Annotated in this window: 6 protein-coding genes; 4 read left to right on the forward strand and 2 right to left on the reverse strand. The window is 67.5% G+C overall.

Going from position 1 to position 7,268, the window contains the following annotated elements; all coding sequences use genetic code 11:
• The first annotated feature begins 164 nt into the window (after positions 1-164).
• The 3 genes from ACOQFS_RS11530 (at position 165) to ACOQFS_RS11540 (ending at position 3,547) form a co-directional block, all read left to right on the forward strand.
• The gene (locus tag ACOQFS_RS11530; RefSeq protein ID WP_421563019.1) at positions 165-1,487 is read left to right on the forward strand and encodes an HlyD family efflux transporter periplasmic adaptor subunit; all 1,323 of its coding nucleotides are present in this window, start codon (positions 165-167) and stop codon (positions 1,485-1,487) included.
• A 16-nt stretch (positions 1,488-1,503) separates the two neighbouring features.
• Positions 1,504-3,132, forward strand: coding sequence for a DHA2 family efflux MFS transporter permease subunit (locus ACOQFS_RS11535; RefSeq protein ID WP_421563020.1), 1,629 nt, complete (start codon positions 1,504-1,506; stop codon positions 3,130-3,132).
• A gap of 256 nt (positions 3,133-3,388) precedes the next feature.
• A complete protein-coding gene (locus ACOQFS_RS11540; protein ID WP_374670295.1) occupies positions 3,389-3,547 on the forward strand; it encodes a DUF3309 family protein in 159 nt (52 codons plus the stop codon).
• A 155-nt stretch (positions 3,548-3,702) separates the two neighbouring features.
• Here the strand turns inward: ACOQFS_RS11540 and ACOQFS_RS11545 are convergent, their stop codons facing one another.
• Both ACOQFS_RS11545 and ACOQFS_RS11550 read right to left on the reverse strand, forming a co-directional pair.
• Positions 3,703-4,278, reverse strand: coding sequence for an EF-hand domain-containing protein (locus tag ACOQFS_RS11545; RefSeq protein ID WP_421563021.1), 576 nt, complete (start codon positions 4,276-4,278; stop codon positions 3,703-3,705).
• 208 nt (positions 4,279-4,486) lie between these two features.
• Complete coding sequence (locus tag ACOQFS_RS11550; protein ID WP_421563022.1) at positions 4,487-5,407, reverse strand: LysR family transcriptional regulator; 921 nt, start codon at positions 5,405-5,407, stop codon at positions 4,487-4,489.
• A 177-nt stretch (positions 5,408-5,584) separates the two neighbouring features.
• Between ACOQFS_RS11550 and ACOQFS_RS11555 the strand changes: the two genes are divergently transcribed.
• Positions 5,585-7,108: a CoA-acylating methylmalonate-semialdehyde dehydrogenase gene (locus ACOQFS_RS11555; protein ID WP_421563023.1), complete on the forward strand. Its 1,524-nt coding sequence runs from the start codon at positions 5,585-5,587 to the stop codon at positions 7,106-7,108.
• Positions 7,109-7,268: the final 160 nt, after the last annotated feature.

Consider the following 7,268-nt stretch of genomic DNA (forward strand, 5'->3'; position numbering starts at 1 on the left):
TCTGGCACCGGACACGCCCTGCCATCACCCTCCCGCAACCCCCACGGCCGTTCACGCTGAGCCTGTCGAAGCGCCGCGCCGTGCGTCGACCAGCTCAGCCCGAACGGTGGTGAGGTGACAACAGACAAGACCCAACAACAACACATTCCCGAAAGACCACCGCCATGACCGCCACCAGCGAACCCCTCACCGCCACCGAAGCCAACACTGCCCGCCGCCGGGGCCTCACCGCCATCGCCATCGCCGTGGCCATTGCCGCCATCGGCTGGGGCGGCTGGCACTGGGCCAATGGCCGCCATGTGGAGACCACCGACAACGCCTATGTGGCAGGCAATGTGGTGCAGATCACGCCGCAGGTTGGCGGCACCGTGGTGTCCATCGGCGCGGACGACACCGACTATGTGAAGGCCGGCCAGGTGCTGGTCAAGCTCGACCCGGCCGACGCCCGCGTGGCGCTGGAGCAGGCCGAGGCCCAGCTGGCCCAGGCCGTGCGCGAGGTGCGCACGCTGTACGCCAACAACGCCACGCTCAAGGCCCAGGTCAGCCTGCGCAGCGCCGACCTGGCCCGCGCCCAGGCCGACGCCGCACGCCTGCAGGACGACGTGAACCGCCGCGCCCCGCTGATGGCCAGCGGCGCCGTGGGCCAGGAAGAGTTCCAGCACGCCAGCGCCCAGCTGGCCGCTGCGCGCAGCACCGTGGCCGCCGCCCAGTCGGCCGTGGTTGCGGCGCAGGAACAACTGGCCGCCAGCCAGACGCAGACCGACGGCACGACGGTGGAGCAGCACCCCAGCGTGCAGCGCGCCGCCGCCCGCGTGCGCGAAACCTACCTGGCCGTGCAGCGCGCGCAGCTGGTGGCCCCGCTCGACGGCCATGTGGCCAAGCGCGGCGTGCAGGTGGGCCAGCGTGTGCAGGCGGGCGCCCCGCTGATGACGCTGGTGCCGCTGAACGACCTGTGGGTGGATGCGAACTTCAAGGAAAGCCAACTGCAAAGCCTGCGCATCGGCCAGCGTGCCGAGCTGGAGGCCGACGTGTATGGCACCAAGGTGGTCTACCACGGCACCGTGACCGGCCTGGGCGCCGGCACGGGCGCGGCCTTTGCGCTGCTGCCCGCACAGAACGCCACCGGCAACTGGATCAAGGTGGTGCAGCGCGTGCCGGTGCGCATAGCACTGGACCCGAAAGAGGTGGCCGAGCACCCGCTGCGGGTGGGCCTGTCGATGGAGGTCAAGGTGGACACGGCCGACCAGAGCGGCAAAACCCTGGCCGACACGCAACGCACCATGCCCGTGGCCGCCACCACCGTGTTCGATGCGCAGTTCAAGGCCGCGGACGAAGAAGTCGCGCACATCATTGCGGCCAACCTGGGCCGCAGCGGCAAGACGGCGTTGGCCGTGGCGTCTCCCAAGGTGGGCAAAGCGCCTGCGCACAGCCAGCAGCACGCCTCGGCGCCCACCCCCTCCGCAGTGCAGTCGCCCGTGGTGCAGTGAACGGGGTGGATAGCGCATGACTGCCGCCAACCCCACTGCCGACGCAGCCGACCAGACGCCCGCCCCGGCGGCGCCCCCCGCTGCGCAACCACCGGCCCCTGCCGCCTACCCGCCGCTGCAGGGTACCGCCCTGCTCCTGGGCACACTGTCCCTGTCGCTGGCCACGTTCATGAACGTGCTGGATTCGTCCATCGCCAACGTGTCCATTCCCGCCATCGCCGGTGACCTGGGCGTGAGCCCGGGCCAGGGCACCTGGGTCATCACCAGCTTTGGCGTGGCCAATGCGATTTCGGTGCCGCTCACCGGCTGGCTCACGCAGCGCTTTGGCGCGGTGCGGCTGTTCACCATGAGCGTGCTGCTGTTCGTGCTCACGTCATGGCTGTGCGGCTTTGCCGGGTCGCTGGAGGCGCTGGTGTTCTTCCGCGTGCTGCAAGGGCTGGTGGCCGGGCCGATGATTCCGCTGAGCCAAACCCTGCTGCTGGCCAGCTACCCCAAGGCGCTGGCGGGCACGGCACTGGCGCTGTGGGGCGTGACCACGCTGGTCGCGCCCGTGGTGGGGCCGCTCTTGGGCGGCTGGATCACCGACAACATTGCCTGGCCGTGGATCTTCTACATCAACGTGCCCGTGGGCCTGCTGGCCGGGCTGCTCACCTGGGGCATCTACCGCCAGCGCGAAACGCCCATCCGCAAGCTGCCCATCGACACCGTGGGCCTGAGCCTGCTGGTGCTGTGGGTGGGTGCGCTGCAGCTGATGCTCGACAAGGGCAAGGAGCTCGATTGGTTTGCCTCGGGCGAGATCATCACCATGGCCGTGATTGCGGTGATTGCCTTCGCCGTCTTTCTGGTGTGGGAGCTGACCGAGAAGCACCCCGTGGTCGATTTGAAACTCTTCAAGGGCCGCAACTTCACCTTTGGCGCGCTGGCGCTGTCGGTGGCCTACGCCCTCTTCTTTGGCAACGTCGTGCTGCTGCCGCTGTGGCTGCAGCAGTGGATGGGCTACACCGCCACATCGGCCGGCATGGCGCTGGCGCCGGTGGGTGTATTCGCCATTCTGCTCACCCCGCTGGTGGGCAAGAAGGTGGGCCAGTGGGACCCGCGCCGCATGGCCACCGGCGCGTTCATCGTGTTCAGCACGGTGCTGTGGATGCGCTCGCAGTTCACGGTGCAGACGGATTTCATCCACATCCTGATCCCCACGCTGCTGCAGGGCGCGGCCATGGCGTTCTTCTTCATCCCGCTGACCACGCTGACGCTGGCGGGGGTGTCGCCCGAGCGCATACCGGCAGCTGCGGGCCTGTCGAACTTCGTGCGCATCACCGCCGGGGCCATGGGCACGTCGATTGCCACCACGCTGTGGGAAAGCCGCGCCGCCATGCACCACGCGCATCTGACCGAAGCGCTGGTGCAGGGCCAGGGGGTGTTTGCACAAACGCTGGACAGCCTCACGGCGGCGGGACTCTCGCAGGCCCAGGCGCTGGCGCAGATCAACCGGCTCATCGACCAGCAGGCGTTCACCCGCGCGGCCGACGACATTTTCCTGGGCTCAGCGGGCCTGTTCCTGCTGCTGATCGGGCTGATCTGGCTGACCAAGCGCCCCGCGCGCACCGGCGGCGCAGGTGCGGCCGACGCGGCGGGCGCGCACTGAGTGCGCTCTGAATGGGGGCGCCCCAGCGCATGAACGGTGCACCGGGCCACTGCGCGGGGAACATTGTGCCCAAATACCCCTTCAGCGCTTATCTGCTAATGAATTGCAGCTATCAATAGAGAAGCAAACCAGAGGAGGAGCGGGTCCCACAGCCGGTGTCGGATTTGCCTGACCCGGCGGCGGGCACGGCACCTGCTGGGGCGAGGTGCCGGCGTGCCAAGAATGCAGGCATCACAACTCCAACCAAGGAACTGCCATGTCGCTCTCCCTGATTCTGCTGATCATCCTGATCCTGATCCTCATCGGCGCACTGCCCACCTGGGGCCACAGCCGGTCATGGGGCTATGGGCCCAGCGGTGGCATCGGGCTGGTGGTGCTGATCCTGGTCATCCTGCTGCTCATGGGACGGATATGACGGGCGCGTGAGGCGCCGGGCGGTATCGCCCACATCCGGCAGTGCAAAGGTCACCAGCCAAACAACAAACGGCCCATCGTGGGCCGTTTGCCATTTCGCCATCACTGCGCAACGTGCTGGCGACATCAGGTGGCCTCTGGTGATTTGGGGCGATCTCAGGCTGTCCGCGCTCCCGCCGGCCGTTGGATGGATGCGTCGGCAAATGCGGCGGCCAGGGCCGCGAATTCCTGCTTCGACACTTTTCCATCCGTGTCGCCCGCCTTGTCCATCAGCCCCATCAAGGCCTGCGCGAAATCCGTGGTCGACTGGGCGCCCCGGGTCTGCCCAAGCCCCTTCGCAAATTCGTCGCGAGAGATGCGACCGTCGTTGTTCACGTCAAACCGCGCCGCCAGGGCCTCGCTCTGCACGTCGGTCGCACCAAATTGCGACAGCAGTTCCTGAAAATCCTTCTTCGTCAGCGCTGCGCCCTGGGCCGTGCGGCCGACGGCGTCGGTGATGGTGCCGAGCGCCTGACTGCCCTTGCCCTGGGTCGCCACCAGGCCCTTGTCGGCCAGCCCCGCCAGCGAGGCGGCCTCCGGACTCAGGCTGAGCACTGCGGCAGGCCCACCGGCATCGCCCGCCCCCGCACTGCGTGACGACGACGCAGACGCCGATGACTTGTTCGAACCGCTGGAGACGGCATTGAAAACCAGCGAGGCCACAGAGGCGAGACCGGAGATGAGGGGTGACATGGTGGCGACTCCTGAACTGTGCATGCATGCGCAGGGACACGCGGTGCAAGGCCCGGCATGGCGGGCGCGAGCACGCTGTCCCGCATCTCAAGGTTAGCAAGCCACACGCCGCGCGATGCGGCGAACAGCGGTGCAGACCGAGGCCAATTGGCGGGTTTGAAGTCGTCGTTGCGGCAGCCCTTTGACACCGCGCAACAGCCAAGAGGAATCACGGGGCAACTTGCCCACCCGACACGGGCAGCGGCGGCAACAACAGCGCCTGCTGCGCCGCCACGGCCTCGCGCAGAAAGGTCCAGGTGGCCTGCATGCGCGCCACGTGCTTGTTCTCGGCCGGCATCGACATCCAGAACGTGCGCTGGAAGCGCGCCACACCGGGCAGCACCGGCACCAGCGACGGGTCTTGCGCGGCCACAAACGCGGGCAGCACGGCCAGCCCCGCGCCCACGCGCGCGGCCTCGTATTGCGCCAGCACGCTGGTGCTGCGCAGCGCAAAGCGCGCAGGGCGGTGCAGTTCGTCCAATATCTGCAGCTCCTTGCTGAACAGCAGGTCGTCCACATAGCTGACGAAGGTGTGGCCGCGCAGGTCTTCGGCCGTGTGGATGGGCGGGTGCTGCGCCAGATAGCTGCGCGCGCCCACCAGCTGCAGCACATAGTCCGTCAGCTTGACCACCACCACCGCGCCGCGCCCGGGGCGCTCCAGCGATATGACGATGTCGGCCTCTCGCCGCGACAGGTGCACCAGGCGCGGCAGGGCCAGCAGGTCCACCACCAAGCCGGGGTGGCCCTGCGCAAAGCGTGCCAGCTGCGGCGCCAGGATGAGGTTGCCAAAACCCTCGGTGCTGCCGATGCGCACCAGTCCGTGCAGCCCCTGGCGCACGCCGGGGGCCGCGTTTTCCACGGCCAGAAAGGCGGCCTCCATCGCTTCGACCTGGGGCAGCAGCGCCCTGCCCGCCTCCGTCAGCCGGTGGCCGCCGGCCTCGCGCGCAAACAGGGCCGAGCCCACCTGCTTTTCCAGCGCCTGGATGCGACGGGCCACCGTGGTGTGGTCCACCGCCAGGCGGCGCGCGGCACCCACCAGGGTGCCCGCACGGGCCAGCTCCAGAAAGTAGCGCAGGTTGTCCCAGTCCATGGGGCTCCTTCAAAGAACGAATGTGGGCGGGCAAAGCCGACGGCGGGGTGTGCATTTTTGCAAATCCGCTGCGCGCCGTTGTCTATTGTGCAGACAATTCTGCACAGCTAGGATGGCGAGGTTCTGGGCAGCCTCGCCCGCACCCCGGCCCGATCCATTTTCAGGAGACACATCCCTATGAACGCACCCACCTCCCAGGCCGTGCTGGCCCCCACCGTCAAGCTGCTCATTGGCGGCCAATTCGTCGAATCCAAGACCACCGAGTGGCGCGACGTGGTGAACCCCGCCACGCAACAGGTGCTGGCCCGCGTGCCGTTTGCCACGGCTGAAGAAATCGACGCCGCTGTGGCCTCGGCCAAGGAAGCGTTCAAGACCTGGAAGAAGACACCCATCGGCACGCGCGCCCGCATCTTCCTCAAGTACCAGCAACTCATCCGCGAAAACATGGCCGAGCTGGCCGCCATCCTCACGGCAGAGCAAGGCAAGACCCTGCCGGATGCCGAAGGCGACGTGTTCCGCGGCCTCGAAGTGGTGGAGCACGCCGCCAGCATCGGCAACCTGCAACTGGGCGAGCTGGCCAACAACGTGGCCGGTGGCGTGGACACCTACACGCTGATGCAGCCGCTGGGCGTGTGCGCGGGCATCACGCCCTTCAACTTCCCCGCGATGATCCCGCTGTGGATGTTCCCCATGGCCATTGCCACCGGCAACACCTTCGTGCTCAAGCCCAGCGAGCAAGACCCTATGGTGACCATGCGCCTGTGCGAACTGGCGCTTGAGGCTGGCATCCCCCCCGGCGTGCTGAACGTGGTGCACGGCGGCGAAATGGCCGTGAACGCCATTTGCGACCACCAGGACATCAAGGCGATCAGCTTTGTGGGCTCCACCAAGGTCGGCACGCACGTGTACAACCGCGCCAGCCTGGCGGGCAAGCGCGTGCAGTGCATGATGGGCGCCAAGAACCACGCCATCGTGATGCCCGACGCGAACAAGGAACAAACCCTGAACGCCCTGGCCGGTGCCGCGTTTGGCGCCGCAGGCCAGCGCTGCATGGCCCTGTCGGTGGTGGTGTTGGTGGGCGAGGCGCAAAAGTGGATTCCCGAGCTGGTCGAAAAGGCCAAGACCCTGAAGGTGAGCGCGGGTACCGAAAAGGGTACGGACGTGGGCCCGGTCGTGTCGTGCGCTGCACTGTCGCGCGTCGAGGGCCTGATCGAGCGCGGCATTGCCGACGGCGCCACGTTGGAGCTGGACGGCCGCAAGCCCCAGGTGGCCGGCTACGAAAAGGGCAACTTCGTGGGCCCGACGATCTTCAGCGGCGTGGTGCCCGGCATGAGCATCTACGACCAGGAAATCTTTGGCCCCGTGCTGTGCCTGTCGGCCGCAGCCGACATTGACGAAGCCATCGAGTTCATCAACGACAACCCCAACGGCAACGGCACCGCCATCTTCACCCAGTCGGGTGCGGCCGCCCGCAAGTTCCAGGAAGAGATCGACGTGGGCCAGGTCGGCATCAACGTGCCGATCCCCGTGCCCGTGCCGCTGTTCTCGTTCTCGGGCTCGCGTGCCTCCAAGCTGGGCGACCTGGGGCCTTACGGCAAGCAGGTCGTGCTGTTCTATACACAGACCAAGACGGTGACGGCACGCTGGTTTGATGACAGCACCATTGCGCATGGTGTGAACACCACGATCAGTTTGAAGTAGGTGCTGCCGGGGCCCGGCGCATGCCGCGCGGTCGGTGGCCCAAACACCCGTTCACGCAGGGCTTCGACAAGCTCAGCCTGAACGGATGGGGGAACCCGCCGCGGCTCCGACAGGCTCAGCCCGAACGGGTGTGTGGCCGCGACCCGCGCAACCACACGCC

The organism is Paracidovorax sp. MALMAid1276 (assembly GCF_049198005.1).
GTDB lineage: Bacteria > Pseudomonadota > Gammaproteobacteria > Burkholderiales > Burkholderiaceae_C > Acidovorax.

Excerpts from the sequence above, each read along its gene's own strand:
- ACOQFS_RS11530 (WP_421563019.1), top strand. The coding sequence starts at position 165 with ATGACCGCCACCAGCGAACCCCTCACCGCCACCGAAGCCAACACTGCC.
- ACOQFS_RS11535 (WP_421563020.1), top strand. The coding sequence starts at position 1,504 with ATGACTGCCGCCAACCCCACTGCCGACGCAGCCGACCAGACGCCCGCC.
- ACOQFS_RS11550 (WP_421563022.1), bottom strand. The coding sequence starts at position 5,407 with ATGGACTGGGACAACCTGCGCTACTTTCTGGAGCTGGCCCGTGCGGGC.
- ACOQFS_RS11555 (WP_421563023.1), top strand. The coding sequence starts at position 5,585 with ATGAACGCACCCACCTCCCAGGCCGTGCTGGCCCCCACCGTCAAGCTG.
- ACOQFS_RS11545 (WP_421563021.1), bottom strand. The coding sequence starts at position 4,278 with ATGTCACCCCTCATCTCCGGTCTCGCCTCTGTGGCCTCGCTGGTTTTC.
- ACOQFS_RS11540 (WP_374670295.1), top strand. The coding sequence starts at position 3,389 with ATGTCGCTCTCCCTGATTCTGCTGATCATCCTGATCCTGATCCTCATC.